General features: G+C 36.6%; 13 protein-coding genes. All 13 read right to left on the reverse strand.

Features of this window, described 5'->3' with window-relative positions:
• Window positions 1-119 precede the first annotated feature (119 nt).
• The 13 genes from ACHCNF_RS06940 to ACHCNF_RS07000 all read right to left on the reverse strand — a co-directional run bounded on the left by ACHCNF_RS06940 (window position 120) and on the right by ACHCNF_RS07000 (window position 18,235).
• Window positions 120-1,049, reverse strand: coding sequence for an FkbM family methyltransferase (locus tag ACHCNF_RS06940; RefSeq protein WP_408072057.1), 930 nt, complete (start codon window positions 1,047-1,049; stop codon window positions 120-122).
• A 5-nt stretch (window positions 1,050-1,054) separates the two neighbouring features.
• The gene (locus ACHCNF_RS06945) at window positions 1,055-2,134 is read right to left on the reverse strand and encodes an FkbM family methyltransferase (protein WP_408072058.1); all 1,080 of its coding nucleotides are present in this window, start codon (window positions 2,132-2,134) and stop codon (window positions 1,055-1,057) included.
• Between the two features lie 18 nt (window positions 2,135-2,152).
• Complete coding sequence (locus ACHCNF_RS06950) at window positions 2,153-3,931, reverse strand: thiamine pyrophosphate-binding protein (protein ID WP_408072200.1); 1,779 nt, start codon at window positions 3,929-3,931, stop codon at window positions 2,153-2,155.
• Window positions 3,921-4,988: an SIS domain-containing protein gene (locus tag ACHCNF_RS06955; protein WP_408072059.1), complete on the reverse strand. Its 1,068-nt coding sequence runs from the start codon at window positions 4,986-4,988 to the stop codon at window positions 3,921-3,923. The genes ACHCNF_RS06950 and ACHCNF_RS06955 overlap by 11 nt, the downstream gene beginning before the upstream one ends.
• A gap of 19 nt (window positions 4,989-5,007) precedes the next feature.
• The gene (locus tag ACHCNF_RS06960) at window positions 5,008-5,841 is read right to left on the reverse strand and encodes an N-acetylneuraminate synthase family protein (RefSeq protein ID WP_408072060.1); all 834 of its coding nucleotides are present in this window, start codon (window positions 5,839-5,841) and stop codon (window positions 5,008-5,010) included.
• 1 nt (window position 5,842) lies between these two features.
• Window positions 5,843-7,540, reverse strand: coding sequence for a glycosyltransferase (locus tag ACHCNF_RS06965; RefSeq protein ID WP_408072061.1), 1,698 nt, complete (start codon window positions 7,538-7,540; stop codon window positions 5,843-5,845).
• Between the two features lie 157 nt (window positions 7,541-7,697).
• The gene (locus ACHCNF_RS06970) at window positions 7,698-9,281 is read right to left on the reverse strand and encodes a glycosyltransferase (protein WP_408072062.1); all 1,584 of its coding nucleotides are present in this window, start codon (window positions 9,279-9,281) and stop codon (window positions 7,698-7,700) included.
• A gap of 30 nt (window positions 9,282-9,311) precedes the next feature.
• Entirely contained in the window at window positions 9,312-11,096 is a 1,785-nt protein-coding gene (locus ACHCNF_RS06975) for a motility associated factor glycosyltransferase family protein (RefSeq protein ID WP_408072063.1), read from the reverse strand.
• Between the two features lie 19 nt (window positions 11,097-11,115).
• Window positions 11,116-12,978 carry a motility associated factor glycosyltransferase family protein gene (locus ACHCNF_RS06980; RefSeq protein ID WP_408072064.1) on the reverse strand — a complete coding sequence of 621 codons (1,863 nt, stop codon included), beginning with the start codon at window positions 12,976-12,978 and terminating at the stop codon, window positions 11,116-11,118.
• Window positions 12,979-13,007: 29 nt separating this feature from the next.
• Window positions 13,008-14,822, reverse strand: coding sequence for a motility associated factor glycosyltransferase family protein (locus tag ACHCNF_RS06985; RefSeq protein ID WP_408072065.1), 1,815 nt, complete (start codon window positions 14,820-14,822; stop codon window positions 13,008-13,010).
• A 206-nt stretch (window positions 14,823-15,028) separates the two neighbouring features.
• Window positions 15,029-16,417, reverse strand: a complete 1,389-nt coding sequence (locus ACHCNF_RS06990) for a flagellin N-terminal helical domain-containing protein (RefSeq protein WP_408072066.1) — start codon at window positions 16,415-16,417, stop codon at window positions 15,029-15,031.
• A 282-nt stretch (window positions 16,418-16,699) separates the two neighbouring features.
• On the reverse strand, window positions 16,700-17,005 hold the full coding sequence (locus tag ACHCNF_RS06995; protein ID WP_408072067.1) for a hypothetical protein: 306 nt from the start codon (window positions 17,003-17,005) through the stop codon (window positions 16,700-16,702).
• 15 nt (window positions 17,006-17,020) lie between these two features.
• On the reverse strand, window positions 17,021-18,235 hold the full coding sequence (locus ACHCNF_RS07000) for a polysaccharide biosynthesis protein (RefSeq protein ID WP_408072068.1): 1,215 nt from the start codon (window positions 18,233-18,235) through the stop codon (window positions 17,021-17,023).
• Window positions 18,236-18,367 lie beyond the last annotated feature (132 nt).

Raw genomic sequence — 18,367 nt, forward strand, 5'->3', positions numbered from 1 at the left:
GAGCAAACAATTTCTTCCATTTATATTCGATTTTATATTTTGGATTAGCAGCCAAAATAATCTCCGTCAGTTCTTCCTTATCTGTTGGTCTGTGGTACGTACAAATAGCCAGCTTAGGGCTATATTTCTTTAGAACTTCCACCCCCCCCTAAAATCATATTACACTCAGCACCTTCAATATCTGCTTTTATGAAATCAACAGAACTAAGTTTATTATTCTCTGCAAACTCGTCTAAAGTAATGCACTCAATCTCTTCAGCAGGTTGTCCACTGTTTTTAATAAATAATGAGCTTTCAGATCCATTACATGAAATCTTTGTTTTTCTTCTTTCTTTATCCAAGGCAAGCTTTATCGGTATAATGCTTTCATACTCAATAGCTTGCCTCTCTAAGTATTGGAAATTTTTAGTCATAGGTTCAAATGCATAGCATTTTTTTGCACCTTTACAAGCTGCTATTGCAGAAAAAACACCTAGATTTGCTCCTGCATCTATTACAACATCTCCTTTGCTAATGTCTACACAATCATATTTATAAGCGCCTTCATCTATACGCTCATAATTTTCAAATTCTTCTGGCAGTATGATGTCGCCAGCTTCCTGCAAAAAACAATTCCAATCATCTAAACTTACAATTTGGGGATTAACTATTCTTAGTTTCCCCGAAATGATCAAATCATCTTTTATAAGAATCCTATCCTTATACTCTGTGAAGAATTCTTTGTACCAACAGTTTAATAGTTCATGATATAATTCAACAGAACTTATATCGATAATCTTATTTCTTCTATTTATTTCGTGTTTTAAGTCTATATTTTTAACACTATAAAAAATCACACCATCAATACTGCAATTATCGTATTCTATAACTGGAATACCTTTATATCGTTCAACATCTCTATAGCCTTTCCCCACTACTATTGCACATATTTCTATCTGACTCTTTATACATAGATCAGCAAATAATCTACCTGTAGTACCTAACCCATAGATATAATATTCATTATCAGAATTACCTGCTGTTAGCCTCAAAAAAATAGTTTCAAACATGAGCATTATCTCCACTTTGGAATTGCATAACAAACTGTCTCAAGAAACATATCTGTATAATGTCTAATATAGATTTTATACTCCAATCCGAGTTCATAAATCCAAATTGGAATATCTAACGTGTCCTGAATGCTATGATAAATACAAAAAGCCAATATCGGTTTTTGAGAACAAATAATATCTTTTGCTCCATTCAAAGCTGAAAGCTCAGCTCCTTCAATATCAGCTTTAATGAATGTCACTTTTTCTCCTTTAAGTATTTCGTCAAGTTTTTTTACCTTTCCGGTAATAGTCTCTACTCCTTTATCAATACTTTTAATAATCTTGGATGAACTATCCCCTGCATAAAATTCAATATCTTCATCAACATCCGAAACCCCATATGGATAACATTGAATTATTCCATTCTTAGTTTTTTCATATAATCCCGCAACATTAAGCATTAACCTTTTATATATATTCGGATCCAATTCAAATAAATGAAGTTTTTCAAATACTCCATTGGACATTTCTATGAATTTTGCAGCGCTGTCACCTGTATAGGCTCCAAGATCGACAAAGACCTCATCATCTATCAATTTAATGAGTTCATTATCAAAGTACTGATTCTTATCATATATATCGGAGAAATAATCATCCTTTAACGACGTATCTTCATAGGCATTTAATACCTTTTGATATACCTTAACTGACTTTGTATCAGCAAGAATTTTGCATACACTATCCCTTTTATTGTCAAATTCATCTTTATTAAGAACAATATACTTTTCTCCATTAATTTTCTCAAAAAAGATTCTCTCAATATTGCAAAAGCCTTCATCCGTTAATTGCTTTTTTATTTCTCTGTAATATAATGACTCAACGATAATTATTGTATCTTTATTTATAGCAGCTAATTCTTTTTTAGTTATGCAAAAACATCCCTTATAGCCACTTCCATATTTCTGTGGATTGTTATCACAAAAAAAATCGGTTCTTATTCCAATCGATTCCAATTTGTCATAAAGAGATTTCCCCGCTATTCCCATAGGGAAAATACATATCTTCTTACCATGAAACAATTTTTTTAAATAGTCGATATACATATTCAAACCCTCAAAAAATCAATCCAGTAATGGCCACATTTTTTCAAGTAATCCTGACTTCATTTCCCCATTTTCCCCTACATATGCCTTCACCCGTGGAGAGCATGTCTCATTGGGATCCATATGCAATGTACATAGCAAAGCCTCATCATCACTCATAATTTTGCTTAATATCTCTTTCAGTTCAAAATTGTTATTTACTGCATATGTCTTGAATCCATAGGCTTCTGCAACTGCTCTAATATCCGGCATTGTACATCCACTGCTTTCACTGCTCCCTACATATCGTCCCTCAAAATTATTTCTCTGCATATTTCTAATACTTGCATATCCATCGTTGCACCAAATAAATATTTTTACCGGTAAATTTAATCTATGAAGAGTCTCCAGCTCTTGAATATTTAATTGAAATGCCCCATCTCCATTAATAAGAATAGTTCTTCTATTATCATTTGCTATACAAGATCCTATTGCATAGGGAAGTCCAAACCCCATTGAACCCAGACCAGCGGCATTCTTCATCTTCTGACCTTTTTTAATTCTAAATGCCTGATAAGTTATTTCACCTGCACCTCCTGAACTTTCCGGAACAATTACATCGTTATCTTTCAACAAATCACATAAAATATCTATAAAATAATAAGCAGAAACAAACCTTAAACAATTCCTATGCGCCTCTGTTACTACCGGATAACAACTTCTAAGATCTTTACAATGTGCCAGCCATTTTGAAAACACTTCTTTTTTGTTTTCTATCAAAAGCTGAATCTGTTTATTTAATAATGCTTCTCTAAGGTACACCAGAAATCTATTAGCATCACAACACAAACTAACATCTTTCATAAAAGACATTCTTTTTATTTCACAATTATCAATATCAATTATGATTTTCTTGGCATTATATGCAAAGTGTTCCTCATTGAATGCTGTTACGCTATTATCAAGCCTTGCTCCTATAGATATCAATAAGTCGGCTTCTTGTACAATAAAATTGGCACCTCTATCCCCCATTATTCCTGGGTGCCCCACATAATTCTTTTCGTTCTCCCCAAACATATCTATAGCTTTCCAAGTGGTCTCAACAGGTATATCTAACAGTCTCAAAACTGCTCTAAGATTATCCTCAGCACCGGAAATTTTAATTCCATTTCCTGCAATAATTAAAGGCTTTTCAGAAGAAATAATTAGATTAACTATTTCATCTATACTTTTTTTAATCTCATCCGTTTCTTCACGAGAATTGTTTGGATAATAACCTTCAAGACTATTCTCATTAATTTGACATCCTTGTACATCAAGTGGTATATCAAGCCAAACAGGCCCCGGCCTACCTTCTGTAGCCTCATAAAAAGCTCTCTCTAAATGGTATCGAATTTCTGTAGGCTCTAACACTTGAACTGCATACTTTGTTATAGCTTTAACCATTGGAATTATCTGAACTTCTTGTGATCCTATCTGCCTAACGCCCTTATCTCCTACAAGGTCGGCTCTTTTTGCTTGTCCGGATATAATAATCATCGGGGTAGAATCTATAAATCCCGCAGTAACTGCCGTTATAGCATTTGTAGCACCCGGCCCTGAAGTCACTACTACAAGAGCAGGCGTATTTGTATGTTGAGCATAAGCTTCTGCCGCTATAGTTGCCCCCTGTTCATGCAGAAAAGGAATATAACTAATCCCACTTTTGCCAAGTGAGTCAACTAAATGCATAGCACCACCACCTGGAAGCATAAAAGCATGCTTTATACTATGTTTTTTCAAAAACTCAAATATATAATCGGATAATTTAATCATCATTTTGTCCAAACATTCTCCACTCTACATATTCAGCAATAACGTGACCTAAAAAAATGTGTGTTTCTTGGATACGAGGAGTTATTTTTGCAGGAACTCTAATCGAATAATCAATATTAAATCCTGTTTTTGGAACATCATAACCACCAGCTAACAGAACTGTAATTATTCCATTCTTAGATGCGTATTCAAGGGCCTGTAAAACGTCTTTGCTTCTACCACTTGTAGAAATTCCTATTACCATATCTCCACTCGAAGCTTTAGCCTCTAATTGACGCTCAAATATATGTTCAAAGCTATAATCATTTCCAATAGCAGTTATAGTAGAAGTGTTTGTGGTAAGCGCCTCCGCATTAAGTCCCTTTCTTTCAGTATAAAATTTACTTACAAATTCTGTAGCAATATGTTGTGCATCTGCTGCGCTACCTCCATTTCCACACAAAAAAAGACGCTTATTGTCCTTGAATATATCGATTATTTTGTTCCCAACTGCCATAACAGCATCCATCAAATCTTTGTCAGTTGACATTGCCTTAAAAATACTCATATGTTCAGCTGTTCTTCTGTAAATATAATTCTGTGCACTATCATAATTGTTATATTCCTCAAGTATACTGATAAGCTCCCAAATACAACCTTCTCCTCCATTGTTTTGTAAAATCATATCAGCAGCATTTTTAGCCTTATCAATCGCATTAGCAGGGCAAAGACCAAGTCCTGCATAAGACAGCGGTTCTACATCATACTTCCCATCGCCGACATAGCAAATATGTTCACGCGTGATACCTGTCTTTTCCTCAATTTGAAGCATAGCATCCTTTTTTGTCTTACTACCCTTCATGAAATACTCCCAAGGAAATCGTTTTTCGAAATATTTAACTATTTCTGTATCTTCTCCTGTAATAGCAGCAATCTTATAGCCTCTATTGTGAAGTTCATAAATCGCATCTACATCTTTTAGATTAATCCTTTTTAGTTCTTTTCCATTAGAATCCACCATCATAGAGCCATCTGTAATAACCCCATCTATATCAAAAACTATCAATTCTATTTTTTCCATAGTGCCCCCTAATGTGGATTCATCCCCTAAGTTTCTTTTTGGTTTGTAACTCTGCTTCAGATAGTTTCTTAATTCCGTCTCCTCTTACTCTCTCAATAATCCTTATATTTTTAACAAGTTCACATAATTCATATGGTTCTATCGATGCAGCCTGATCCGAGCCATACATACTTCGATCAAGTGTTATATGTCTCTCTATTGAAGTTGCACCAATAGCCACAGCACACTCACTTACAAGTATTCCCTGTTCATGTCCGCTATATCCAACATCACAACCATACTTATTTTTCAGAGTATTAATCATTAGTAAATTCGCATCCTCGAGTGGCATCGGATAGGTACTATTGCAGTGAAGTATTTCATACGGACAATTATGCTTTTTAAATATTTCAACTGCATGATCAATTTCTTCCATAGTACTCATCCCAACTGCAATAAATGTATATTTTCCTTCAGATGCAATCTCATTTAAAAGATCATCTTTTACCAACATAGCTGATGCAACTTTATTGTATTGGCAATTATACTTTCTTAAAAATCTTTGCGAATCAATATCCCAAGCCGAAGCAAACCATATTATATTTTTACTTTTACAATATCTGTCAATCTCATCATACTCGGGCTCTCCAAACTCTAGTCCTTCTTTTTGAGCCCTTTGCGTATTTCCCCATGGGCTTTGCCGCGGTTGTGCCAGATATTCCTGAGTATATACTTTATCTATAGTACGCTTTTGAAATTTAACAGCATTGCAACCAGCAACACATGCAGCATCAATCAGCTTTTTAGCAATACTAATATCACCATTATGATTTATGCCTATCTCAGCAGTAATAAACACTTCCTTCCTATCCATATTAATATCCTTTCTTCAAGTATTCTTCATAATCGTCTTTTACTTTTTCTAACAACTCACTCATATCAACAAAATGATACTTATCATCCATTTTTCTCCAAAAATCCAAGCAGTACTCATAAATAATCTGGCAACATTCTTCCCAATTATGTAAAGACTCCATATACTCTTTATGATAATAGTAAGCCACCCATAAATAATTATATATTTTTGTTTGGAAGTTCAATGCCACAATACAAACAGCTTCAAAACTAAGATTCATATCCATAACTATGGACATTTCATCATCATATTGTTTAAGACGTTCTTCCAACAATTGATACTTCCATGTATATTCTCCATTCTCGAACTCAGATCTTTCTGCATCCCCACATTTTATCAATAGCCCACCATATCCCCCATAACCATATTTCCATCCTAAAAATCCAGCATGCACGGTATGTGCATACATTTTGTAGTACTCATTTTGACAATAATTATTTCCAATCTTTTCTAGAATCTTTTCCTTCCTATAAAGATCCATATTGAAGCATATTCCTGCAAGCTTAGACATACCAAACCCTATCATTATCCCTGCCACTCCCGGCGGGCAAGCTTTAGAATCTTTATAATATATTCCATCAGACTCTTGGGCCCCAAAACAAAATAATCCTGCCTCATCGCCATGCTTCCATAAAAAGTCCAATGCTTCATATACTTGCTCAACAAGTACCTCATCCTTATCAGCAGAAAAAATAGCAAACTTGCCATTTGGCATTGAAAAGATATTCTGTATGCTATAACAAAAGGATTTTGGAGGAAATACTTTATAGTTTAATCTACTATCTACCTTAGCTATATTCTCTAATATGTTATAATCCCCAATATTCTCTTCTGTACTATTATTAGCTATTACTATCTCTATCTCTTCATCAAGGAATAAATCAAGCAAATTCATCACCCATCGGCATAGGAACTTCGCTCTGTTATAAGTCGGTATTCCAATACTTAGCAATGGTGAATTCTTTTTGGGTTCATGTATTCTTCTATTATGTAAATCTGCAAATAAAACAGCATAATCAACTGCGTCTTTCAACTTTAATATTCCAGGAATATAGTTGCCTGTTTCGTATAGAAAACTCATCAGACTTTCAGGTCGATCAAAAATATACAATTGTTGAAAATCATCTAACAAACCAGGAACCACAAAAAATGAAAAAAACTCGCAAATAATTATGGTATCTCTCAAAACAATATATATATTTGCGTATTCCACTCTTTGAATCTCATTAATCATCATCCGTATGTCAGAAAAGCCATCTATTAGTATTGAATTATATGTTTTTTCTGAAGGCCTGCTTTTTAATATTGTAATGTCTAAAGGCTTTGAACCACAGAATGATAAATTAATTCTATCCCAAACATAAAAAATCTCTTCAGAAATAGGTATCAAAGCAAATCTTAGTTCCTCAAATTTTGGTATATTATCAATGAAAACATTTCCTTTTTGGGAGAGAATGGACAAATTATTATAATAAGCTTCTCTAAAAATCTCTTCGTTAGGTTCTATAAAATTTTCATTTATAACCTCGAAAATATCTTTTTTCTGCTGTTCGTCAGAAGATGCATGATATGCCGCCATAAACGCCTTTACCGCATTATCATAATCATATTCATCAAATCTCTCGAATGCATATCTAAGTATTTCTTCTACTGACATCTTTTCCCCTCGATTATTTGAACAAATAGCATTTATATTTTGAATCAATGTTCTGTAAAACAAAAATTAACAAAGCCTCAAAAACGGTATTACAGATACACAATCACCTCTGTTATTTCATCCATATTAATTTATCTAGAATCTCCTTTTCAAATGTCTAAAGATATTCCTTTTCTGCTTGTTCCTGCATTCTTCTTTCAACATCATGAACTATATCAATGAACCTATGCGCTGTATCACATAAATAGTTTGCCCTGCTTTTTGCTTTCTCAGACATATGACTATAATATCCCTTATCATCCTTTAACCTTCTTATTCTTTCACTCATCTCATCATAACTGCCAAGGGTGAATTCTTTACCTACGTTATATGCCACATCTCCAAAATCTAATGCTACAGGGACAACCCCCTTTGACATCGCTTCCACAGAAGATGTTCCTCCTCCTCTCCTTTTTGGATTTATATAAATATCACACAATTCCAAATGAGAAAGCATATCTCCAACCATTCTCCCATATAGACTCATGTCCTTCAGTTTCGGATATCTCTCGCATATTTCTTCGTATTTTTCCAGTTTCCCCCAGAATACGATAAATATATCCTCAAGTCCTATTAAGAATTCTATAAACTCTGCATCTATCTCAAGATCTAACCTTCCTCCTATGATGCATCCAATCATTTTATTTTCCGGAAGACCAAGTTCCTTCCTTGTATGGTGCTCAGTTTGTTCTTTGAGGTCAGATGTAAAAACTGATGGAATTAGTGCATTTTTTGACGTACCTAAATATTCAGCATATGACACAACATCATCTGTAAGTTCAAGTGAATATGTAAAATAATCCGTTCCATCATATTGAAGTTGTCCCGGTGCTAATCCTACAAGCACTACGGGTATCATGATATTTGCTATGCTAGCTGTAGGATTAAATCCACCGATATTAATAATCATTTCCGGCCTTAGTTCAGCTATAGTTTCTAATATTACGATCATAGAATTCATATTAGGTCTGTCTTCTACTTCGGCCTGAAAATATGGTATTTTGGTATTACCATCAACTAGATAATCTATCTCAGATAATTCCTCTTTTTCGTTTTGATAATATTCCCAAAAAAGTGGTAACCTCATCATGAAAGGAGCAAGATCATTAGTATTGAAAATAAATATCTCTTTATTTTCAAGATTTTTTAGTGTTTTAGCCCTGTAAAAGCAACTTTTAGTAGGGCCATGCGCAATTCCTAAAAAATTTTGTGTCATAAAAATAATCAACTCATGGTTTCTATTATTAAATGGAATTCTAGATAAATTTATATTCAGCTCAGTTAAATACTCTTCGACTATTACCTTATATGTATCCAAATAATGTTTATAACTTTCTTTGGAATAAAGTGAAGGAATAACAAACATCAATCCCCTGCTCTGAGCCCAGCAACCATACCTCTCAGATACATCTATTTTCTCGTTACCTATAGCATCAACAAATCTTATAAAGTTCTCTGGTGTTTGTTCCAATAGCAAAAGCAACTGCAAATAACCAATCCTTAGTAATGGGTTGGTTGTACTTCCCATCATCACATTACCTACTTTTTTTTCAACTTCTCCTTTGACATAAAGTAAATCAGAATCAGCGTATTTTCCGGAAGTTATGTCATGTCCTATATCTAACATATTACCTATATTTAACTCATCCGAGGTTAATAGAAATACTATCGTACTTATTAACAAGTTTTCCTGCTGCCCCATATTGTTATCCCCCTTCGAACAACTATATAATCACTCTGGTGCAGATAAAACCTTATGCAAGCTTATGGAATCATCTACCAGTTGACCATAATAAGATTTCGCCTCACTTAATGTTTGTATGGCCAATTCTCTCTTATTCATAATAAACACTCTCGGAGGAATAGTATACATATCCTCAACCCAGAATTCTTCCAAAAGTCTATTCATATCCATAGAATGCAATTGTGTCCTTAGCTCGTTAAAATGTTTTATATCAGGAGTATCTTCCCCTATTTCGCTATCACTTCTATATATCGAAAGAAGCCTGTCACATATACTGATAAGTTCTTCAGCAATTTCGCCTATATAATTAAGTTCCTGCAACCAGCCATCTATTATCAGCTTTGATCTTAATGATATTTCAGCCAAATCAAAAGAATCTCCATCCGACAAATATCCTATGTCTTCCTCAAATATGAACTCTATATTTGGTATAACATTCTTCACTTTATCAAGTATCATCACCATACTGCCTTCAATCATGGCTCCACCTTCCGTAGCATCAATCAGAGTGATATTAGGATTTTGCTTCATTTGTCGCACAAAGAAGTCTCTATATTTTAACCACATTTTGTTGGTTGTAACGCTCCGTCCATCTACTCCCTCCACTTGTATTAATTCATCATTGTCCAGTATACCGTCCTCGATATCATCTGCATGATGTCTACTCTCAGAATAAGCCAAATCCTGTCCTACAAGGATGATGTCCCTTACTCCCAGTAATCTTAATACCACAAAAGCACCACCGGCGACATTACCTCCCATATCAATCGAAGAACCAAAATGCGCTTTTTTTCCAAAAAGTTTCTTCTCATAACTTAAAGCATCAAAGAAAAAAAGATTACCTTCAGCTCTCTTTTGAGCCTCTATATTTAACTGATAAGAGCATATGATAGGCATTTTTTTCTCAAAAGCATATTCTAGATAATAAGGATTTTTTATAGCATCCACTGATATTACAGCATCAGGCACAATTCCATACTTTTTCAACGTGCTAAGTGACCTGTCTGTAGCAAGGATAAAGGCATGTCCCTTGTATTGTTTCAGCTTACCTGCATTTTTCTCAAGAGACGGTCCTGCAGATACTATAATTGCCGGAACATCCGCCCTAAAAAATGGTGCTATGTCAGATAAGTAATGATTACTACACATATGTTTCCACGCATATATCCTGCATTTAAGTGCCTCTCTTCCCCGCTGTCTTTTAAAATTCCTAAGAGATACGCTAAGTCTGCCAACTTCATTACAGATATGCATAAATCTCTCGTCTGCCGAATAAAATGGAGTAATGACACCCACTACTTCTGATCTGCCGGCAATAATATCATCATAAACTGCATCCACCATCAGGTTCTTCTGATCATCAGTAATAAACAGATGCACTCGCCTATGCGATATCAATTCCGAAATGTCTGTATTACTACAAAGATAGTAAAACAGCAGCCCATCCGGCTCATATATATAAAATTCCGTATCAGGTCTATATACCTTTAACAGTTCCTTTAAATAAACTCCTGTGGAAAAGCCACATAACAAAACGGTCGTTCTTCTATCAGGTATCTCTCTTCCCTCAGCCCACACCATGGCTTCATGTGAAGGATTATAAATACTGTTTAAACGTAGCTTTTTCCCAGAAGCATCAATGTTCACAGATAAAACAGCTTCTCCATTATTAGCTTTCTTTATCTCATATAATCCACTTATCTTTTCCTCCGGAAGCTTGATTCCATACCTTGTTTCATAAGCCTCAGCATTTTTAATATAATCATCTCTCATGCCATAATCCTGCCATGCACTACTTTTTTGTTATTGCAGCTTTATCCTTTTCATAATCTTCCTTCCCCTGGTCTATGGCTTCCTGCAATTCCTTTTTTAAGCTTCTGCAATCCTCAGGATTTTTTGCAAAGAATTTCATGGCACTCTCAAAAACAGGAATGGCCTCTTCATTATTTCTGACCATGAAGGTGTAATCAGGAATCGAATACAGATCTTCTATCCAGAATTCCTCCATTAGACTGTTCACTCTGGTTGTATATATCTCTTCCCTTAGCTTATCCATTTTCTTAAGTTTCTTTTCTGCTGCACGATCGCCTATATCCTTATATTTGCTTATATTTAGAAGCTGCCTTGATAGCTGTTCCAACTCCTCGCAGTTTTTAGCTATCATATCAAGGTCTTTTATCCACTGTTCTTCTACCTTAACTGTTTCCAAATATTCCTCATCTGTTTCCGCTACGGGTAGATCATCGAATATCTTTACAAGATTGTAGTCACCTGTACACACTTTTTGAGCAACTTCCTCAAGCGTCATTATCTCGGTTCCCTCAATAAGTGCTCCCCCTTCTGTTGCATCAATTACTCTGAGTTCAGGATGCATTTCTATCTGTCTTTCGAAAAAGTCTCTAAATCCTATCCACATGTCATTACTAATGACTGTATCACCATTTATTCCTTTGATTTCCTTAACACGTCCAAGCGGAGTTCCGTCCGTTCTACCATCTGCATGATGTTTTCCATCTAAAAATGCCAGATCCTGACCAATCAATATAATTGTCGTAACTCCCAAAAACTCACATACCGTAAACGCTCCTCCGGATACATTTCCTCCCTGATCAAGTCCATTCTGGGCTTCAACCTTCTCTCCAATAAGTTCATATTCATAAGATAATGCATGATAATATATCCTTCTGTCATCAAAAAGCTTCTGACTGTCAATATTAAGCTGATATGAGCATATAACAGGTATGCTCTCTGCAACCTTTACATTCATAAAGTCAGAACTTTTCTCAGCATCCAGAGATATCACTGCATCCGGTATTACGTCATATTCATCCAGAACCATAAGCGCTCTGTCTGTTGATAGAATAAAAGCATGACCCTTTATTTTCTTAAGCACCTCGACATTTTTTCTAAGTGATGGTCCCGCTGAAACTATTATCACAGGTATATCCTTAGGAATTCTCTTTTTTAGATCCGCAAGCAAGTATGCATGCCTCATATGGTTCCAGGCATACATCCTGCACCTGAGGGCGTTCCTTCCTCTGTCTGCCTGATAGCACTGAGTAGATCCCATCATGCTTTCTGTCTCATTGCATAACTTTGTGAACCTTTCATTATCTGAATAAAATGGTGTTATAATTCCTTTAGCCTCAGGTCTGAAGGTAGCAAGGTCATGGATCATCTCATCAGCTATTCTTGCCTTTTGATTATCCGTAATATACAGTTTTATCCTGGAATCATTTATTATCTGTGACAGATCCGTAAATGCACATAAGAATGAAAATAATCCCTCCATTGGCTCATAAACAAAAAATGTCGTATCCGGCCTTAGCTTCACATACAGAGCTCTAAGATAAACACTAGTGGATATCCCAAGAAGAGCTATAGTGGTTCTCCTGTTTATAATATCCTGCTTCTCAGCCCATCTCTGCGCTTCATATGAGGGATCATATATACTGTTAAGTCTGAGGTCCCCTGATGGAGAGGCATTTCTGATATAAAGCACTATTTCTCCGTCATTGGCTTCACCCATCCAATATTTCTCTTCCTCATCCGGATCAATGGCAGGTGTTTCACCGTATCTTTTTTTAAAGAGCTCAAAATTCTTTGCTCTCACATCCTCATTCTTTTCTATTTCTTTATTGTCATTAACCGGCATTTTTATCTCCTATCACTAGATAACGAGAATCAGTCATCAATTGCTTTTGCAAGTTCCTCTTTTAAACTCTCACAATCACTTGGAAGCTGTGCATAATACTTCTCTGCCGCCTCCAACACGGGAAGCGCCTCCTTATTATCTCTGATAAATAGTACTAAATCAGGAATGCTGTACATATCTTCTATCCAAAAATGTTCCATAAGACCATATACCGTTTTTCTATGTAAGCTTAACTTTAACTCGCTAAGTTTCTCCTTCTTTTTGGAATACTTAATATCATTTATATCGGAATATTTGCAGGCATTTATTAGATTCCTGCATATTGTTTCAAGCTCAATTGCTTTATCCCTTACTTCATCAATATCTTTTATCCAGTTCTGAAGCTTCTGCTTAACCATCTTCTGCTCATCAGCGCTTAACACATAATGCATACCATCAAGAATGCCTGAACTATTAAATATTTCATTTTTAAGTTCACCTGCTATCACACTTAATTTCTCATCTTTTGCTCCATGTATTTTTGCTCCTCCCTCGGTGGCATCTATTACTTCTATCTCAGGATATAATCCAATCTGTCTCTCGAAGAAATCTCTGAATGAAATCCACATCTCATTTGTTTCAACATTGGTTCCGTCTACTCCCTCAACAAGTCTCTTCGTCATGTCAGGATTGCCGTCCTCTATATCATCTGCGTGATGCCTTCCACCTGTATAGGCAAGATCCTGTCCTATCAGCACTATCCTACTTATTCCCAGTTCTCTGCATACTACAAATGCAGCTCCTGCAACATTCCCTCCATGATCTGTAACCTCTCTTCCAACCCTATCTCCTATCAGCTTTTGTTCAAAACTAAGTGCATGAAAATATATACATCTGCCTTCAAACTTTTTCTGAGTCTCTATATTGGTCTGATATGAACACAATAGATATGCATTTTTCGCAGCTTCATAATCCAGGTAATCTGAACTTTTTTCAGCATCCATACTGATTATCATATCAGGAACTATACCCACTTTATCAAGCACGCTAACAGCTCTGTCTGTGCATATGATAAAGGCATGTCCCTTTATATTCTTGAGTTCTGATCCATTACGTTCAAGTGAGGGACCTGCAGATACAATTACTGCTGTCACCCCTTGGGGAATACTATCTTTAAGATCGGACAGTACATAAGCTCTGTCCATATGATTCCAGGCGTACATCCTGCACCTTAGCACCTGTCTGCTCCTTCCTTTCTGGAATTCTTTTTTGGAGGCAAGCGCTGATTCAGCTTCATGGCATATATTATTAAATTCATCATTATTGGAATAAAAAGGAGATATTATACTAATAGCTTCAGATCTGGAACCTGCAAGGTCTGATAACAGATCATCTGCCATAGCGCTGCAGGCAGACTCAGAAATATATAAATTAACTCTGGGGTTGGATAATAACTCTGTCACATCGACATATGCGCAGACAAATGAAAAAAAAGACTCACTGGGCTCATACACAAAAAAAGTCGTATCTGAACGAAATCTTTTTATAAGTTCATCAAGATATACTCCTGATGAAAATCCCATTAGGACAACAGTAGTACGTCTCATAGGAACACTTTGTTTCTCAGCCCATCTCCCCGCCTCATAACGCGGCGAATAAAGACTGTTTAGGCGCAAACTACCTGCAGGGATTGCATCATTAATATAAAATACTATCCCTTTATCTTTGGATAAAGAAGCACTGTACTTTTCGCTCTCACCCTTATCAATATGGGGAATCTTCCCATATCGTTTTTTTAAAACATTAAAGTTTTTTTCCCTTAATGTTACATCCGGCCTTAATAAGCCATCAACTGACTTTATCAACTTGACCTACTCCCCCTGTATATAGCTCAAACCTTACTGATAAAATCGCAGTATATTATTGTTCCAACGAAATCGTCATACATTTCTTATAATATACAGATAATTATACCATGCCCATATGGCATTTGAAAAGGACTCCCCCTTGCGGGAGAGCCCTTTCTATGGTTGTACTTAATGTACTTTCTAAGTAATTCGCAAACAATGAATTAGCCAAGAAGTGACAGAACGCCCTGGTTGGACTGGTTAGCCTGAGCAAGCATTGACTGACCTGCCTGTGCAAGAATATTATTCTTGCTGTAGGTAACCATCTCATTAGCCATGTCTGTATCACGGATACGGGACTCAGCTGCTGTCGTATTCTCTACTACGTTGTCAACGTTCTTGATGGTATGCTCTAATCTGTTCTGAACAGCACCAAGTGCAGATCTCTGCTCTGATACCTTCTTAACAGCATCTTCGATGGCGTCAATAGCATATGTTGCTGCAACACCTGTTCCATCAACTACGTTGAGGTTCTGGATACCAAGATTGGCAGCACTCATTACCTCTACTCCAACAGTGATCTTGTTGCTCATATCGGCATCAGCACCAACATGAAGCTGAAGTCCGAGATCCTTTGCAACATGAGCTGTCTGCTTTGTTATAGAGAATGTGTAAAGCTTGCCGGCACTTGTCGTTTCGCCATTATTAACATTAACAGCTACGTCAGCTTGCTTCTTTGCATCAACACCAATCTTGTTAGCCTGAAGGAGAGCATCCTTCATCTTATCTCTAGCCTGATTAACAGAGATATTCTTATCAAGTTTCCAGTCAACTGCTGTACGTGTTGATCCGCCTGCAACCGCAACCTTTGCTCCATCAACTACCATAGCTCTTACTTCATCAACTGAGAATTCATTATCACCATACTTGAATACTTTAGTAGTGCTATCAAGTGAGCTAGTACCTAATGTATAAGTTGTTCCGTTGATAGTAACTGAAGCTGTGGTATTTGTAATAGAAGCCTGTCTTGTACTTATAGCATCTCTTGCTTCACCAAGGTGATACTCCTTACCGGCTATTGTCTTGTCTGTATCTGATACGATATAGGCTGTGAATACACCCTTCTTACCTGTGTCTGCAAGTGTTCCTTCAAGACCTGCATCATGAGCTGCCATGTACTTATCTTTGAAGCCCTGGCCACCCTTAAGCAAATATGTCTCGTTGAACTTGGTTGTCTCAGCAACACGGTCAATTTCTGTTGTAAGCTGATTAATCTCATCCTGAATGGACTGACGATCAGATGTACTGTTTGTTCCGTTAGCAGCCTGAACTGCAAGCTCATTCATTCTCTGAAGCATGTCGTGTACTTCTGTAAGTGCACCTTCTGCTGTCTGAACTGCGCTTACACCATCATCTGCGTTAGTTGATGCACGATCCAGACCTCTGATCTGCTTTCTCATTTTTTCGGATATTGATAATCCTGCTGCATCATCTGCTGCACGGTTAATCTGATAACCTGATGAGAGTTTCTCAGCTGACTTTGACTGCTGACTTGTTGTCACGCCGAGCATTCTGTTTGCGTTCATCGCTGTTAAATTGTGTTGTACTACCATAATATACCTCCTTGTGTGTGTACGCGGCAAATCCTTTTGCCGTAGTTAAAATATAAATTTGTTTCTTTATTCAGATATCCGGTGAGCGGAGTTCCTAGGCTGCTCTCTCCCTGCTATCCTACTATATACTCAAGTGCATTTTCCTGTGTTCCGTGCCACAAAACAAATACACTTTGAGTTCCTACATTCATTATATCGGACTTACTATCATAAAGTTAACCCCTTTTAGCAAAATAATTCTAAATTATTTATAAACATTTTCCGCCAAAGGTTAAACCACTATTATTTGGCAATCCAGGCCTCTATTTCTCTGTTTAAGTCATGATGAAGTATGTCTGCCACAAGGATATAATCTCCCTCTTCATTGGCCTTGGCGAGTCTGGAAAAGTCTGTCTGCCACTCCTGCATCTGCTGAGCGTTATCTGCGCTGACCTTACCACTTTGAACCAGGAGCTCTGTAAATGTAACTAGAAGCTTCATCACAGGAGCCACCATTTCAGGTCCGCCCGGCTTTCTCTGATAAATAGTGTCTGCTGCCTTCTCATTATTTGCAATTACCTGTTTTCCCATGTCCTGTAACTGTCCCATACATCCTCCTTGAACTCACATTTTAGAATCAAGACTCTTACCTGTCTCGATATGCTCAAAATTGGGTAGATATTCTTTAATACTATTAACTATCTCTTCTTTAGTAGCATCTCCTCTGTCAAATGTTTCTTCTATATTATTTATAAAATATACTATTTCCCCTTTATTCGGAATAGCTTTATCAGTTATTACTCCCAAGGCTGACAATCTATCACTATCAACCATCTCGCTCTCTGTGTAGAATTCCTCATAAGCCTTCTCTCCGGAAGTATTTGACCCGGAAAAATGCACGGGATATTTTCTGCAATCAGGATCTTTTTTTAATTCCTCCGCTTTTTCGATAGCCTCTTCATCACTGTCGCAATATAGTACCTCGTATCCCTTTTCAGTAAGGAGTTCTTCTGCGATCGTATCAAATCTCATCATCTGCTCTTCTTCAAGCTTTGGGAAAAAGATTTCTCTATTATCACCAAGCATACAGGAGAGCATGCATATCTGTCCGCTTTCCTTTGGAGATACGAAGTATCTTTTTACATCCTGGGGTGCTCCCAGAGGCTGTTTTTTCTCTATTCTCGCAAGGAATCCTGCAGGTAACGATCCGTTTGAAAATGCAACGTTGGCAAACCTCGCTGTCTTTACAGGGAACCTGTCTGAATATGAAAAGATCAGATCCTCCATTATCCTTTTGGATGCTCCCATGATATTTACGGGATTAGCTGCTTTGTCAGTAGATACGCAGAAGTACTCCTCCGGAGGATATTCACATAGAAGATCAAGGAGCTTTTTTGCATTTATCACGTTATTCCTTATAAGAGCTTCTATAGAATAAATATCCTTTTCAGACCTTACATGTTTATGAGCTGAGAAATTCGCCACTATATCAAATCCCCTGTTATCTCTGAACATACGGGCAAATACAGGAGACGCATAGTCCATAGGATATGAGCGGTAAATATTTGGAACAAACATTCCTTTAGTAGACCTTAAGTCTCTTGTCTCCTCAGCAAGGGCATTCTCATTTACATCCACTATCACAAGCTCAGAGGGTTTAAATGGAAGTACAGCCTTCACAAAGCTGCTTCCTATACTTCCTGCGCCGCCTATAACGAGAACGCTTTTACCTTCTATTTTCTGTGTAAGCTTATCTGCGTTATCCCTGATATCTTTTTCGAACATGCTGCCATTTCTCATGGTCACATGCTCATCTATAAACTTGTCCAAATCGAACATAATTGCCATCCCCAAAAAACATCTGGTTTTATAACCTATGAAATCTTCTTAATAGTCAGTGTAATAGGCAAATCTGCTAATATGTTAAAAAACGCACGCCAAAAAGCGTGCGCCATATTAAACGCCTAATCT

This window comes from Butyrivibrio sp. NATIVEDY162, from assembly GCF_045999815.1.
Taxonomy (GTDB): Bacteria; Bacillota; Clostridia; order Lachnospirales; family Lachnospiraceae; genus Butyrivibrio.

Excerpts from the sequence above, each read along its gene's own strand:
- ACHCNF_RS06950 (WP_408072200.1), bottom strand. The coding sequence starts at position 3,931 with ATGATGATTAAATTATCCGATTATATATTTGAGTTTTTGAAAAAACAT.
- ACHCNF_RS06970 (WP_408072062.1), bottom strand. The coding sequence starts at position 9,281 with ATGGGGCAGCAGGAAAACTTGTTAATAAGTACGATAGTATTTCTATTA.
- ACHCNF_RS06940 (WP_408072057.1), bottom strand. The coding sequence starts at position 1,049 with ATGTTTGAAACTATTTTTTTGAGGCTAACAGCAGGTAATTCTGATAAT.
- ACHCNF_RS06945 (WP_408072058.1), bottom strand. The coding sequence starts at position 2,134 with ATGTATATCGACTATTTAAAAAAATTGTTTCATGGTAAGAAGATATGT.
- ACHCNF_RS06955 (WP_408072059.1), bottom strand. The coding sequence starts at position 4,988 with ATGGAAAAAATAGAATTGATAGTTTTTGATATAGATGGGGTTATTACA.
- ACHCNF_RS06990 (WP_408072066.1), bottom strand. The coding sequence starts at position 16,417 with ATGGTAGTACAACACAATTTAACAGCGATGAACGCAAACAGAATGCTC.
- ACHCNF_RS06980 (WP_408072064.1), bottom strand. The coding sequence starts at position 12,978 with ATGCCGGTTAATGACAATAAAGAAATAGAAAAGAATGAGGATGTGAGA.
- ACHCNF_RS06960 (WP_408072060.1), bottom strand. The coding sequence starts at position 5,841 with ATGGATAGGAAGGAAGTGTTTATTACTGCTGAGATAGGCATAAATCAT.
- ACHCNF_RS06965 (WP_408072061.1), bottom strand. The coding sequence starts at position 7,540 with ATGTCAGTAGAAGAAATACTTAGATATGCATTCGAGAGATTTGATGAA.
- ACHCNF_RS07000 (WP_408072068.1), bottom strand. The coding sequence starts at position 18,235 with ATGTTCGATTTGGACAAGTTTATAGATGAGCATGTGACCATGAGAAAT.
- ACHCNF_RS06995 (WP_408072067.1), bottom strand. The coding sequence starts at position 17,005 with ATGGGACAGTTACAGGACATGGGAAAACAGGTAATTGCAAATAATGAG.
- ACHCNF_RS06975 (WP_408072063.1), bottom strand. The coding sequence starts at position 11,096 with ATGAGAGATGATTATATTAAAAATGCTGAGGCTTATGAAACAAGGTAT.